This window comes from Cereibacter changlensis JA139 (genome assembly GCF_003034985.1).
GTDB classification, from domain to species: domain Bacteria; phylum Pseudomonadota; class Alphaproteobacteria; order Rhodobacterales; family Rhodobacteraceae; genus Cereibacter; species Cereibacter changlensis.
Genome location: NZ_PZKG01000393.1, coordinates 1 through 765, shown reverse-complemented (window position 1 = coordinate 765; position 765 = coordinate 1). Strand labels below are relative to the sequence as shown.

Annotated in this window: 2 protein-coding genes; both read right to left on the bottom strand. The window is 66.8% G+C overall.

Going from position 1 to position 765, the window contains the following annotated elements; translation table 11 throughout:
• The coding region (locus tag C5F48_RS24295) for a hypothetical protein (RefSeq protein ID WP_146170777.1) at positions 1-507 on the bottom strand (507 nt) is incomplete at its 3' end.
• 8 nt (positions 508-515) lie between these two features.
• The coding region (locus C5F48_RS25560; RefSeq protein ID WP_181247791.1) for a hypothetical protein at positions 516-765 on the bottom strand (250 nt) is incomplete at its 5' end.

Genomic DNA, 765 nt, shown 5'->3' with positions numbered 1-765 from the left:
TTCGCCTCGGTGGAGTCGATGCCAGATCGGCTCGACCGCGGCGCAGGCTATCTTGCCTGCGTCTTCTGCGGTGAGGGCGAGGTGGCTTGCCGCGCCATCTTCGGTCTCGATGAAGATCGACCAGACAGCCAGGCCGGTCGTCGGCTTGCCGCGACCGGCGCCCGTGACGCCGCCGGTGTGCCAGAGCGTGATCGGCGGGAATATGACCTTGCCGTGTCGCAGATCGGTGTATCCGTCGAGCGCGTCGATGACATGCTCCCGCCCAATGCGATCCTGCACATGGAGGGAGAACCGCAGCCCGGCGAAGCTGGCCGACATCGCGGCCAGACCCTGTTCCGCATCCGGCCAGCAGACGTTGGCGATGGCGGCGCGACCACCGGCCAGATCGGTCCAGTGGCGGTACTGGCTGATGGTCTTCAGGTTCGCGAGGATCGGGGACCACAGATCGGGGGCGGGGGCCTGATCCTTCGCGGTGGTCACGGTGAGGGTGAAACTTGCACGGCACATGGCGGCTCCTATGCCTCGGGCGCGTTCACGAGGAACACGTCGGAGATGCTGAACACGAGATTGTCGGACAAGCGGCGCACCTGCGCCATGTGGCCGCCGGCGATCCGCTTGGTTGTGTAGACGCCACCCTGACGGTTGGCGTAGTCGCGCGGTATCCACGCCTCGACGCGGATCTTGGTTCCGGCGGGCAGACGGAGGATTGCGCCAACCGGGACGGTGCCGACCTTGCGGATTGCGCCGCCGATCTCGCGGAAGGCT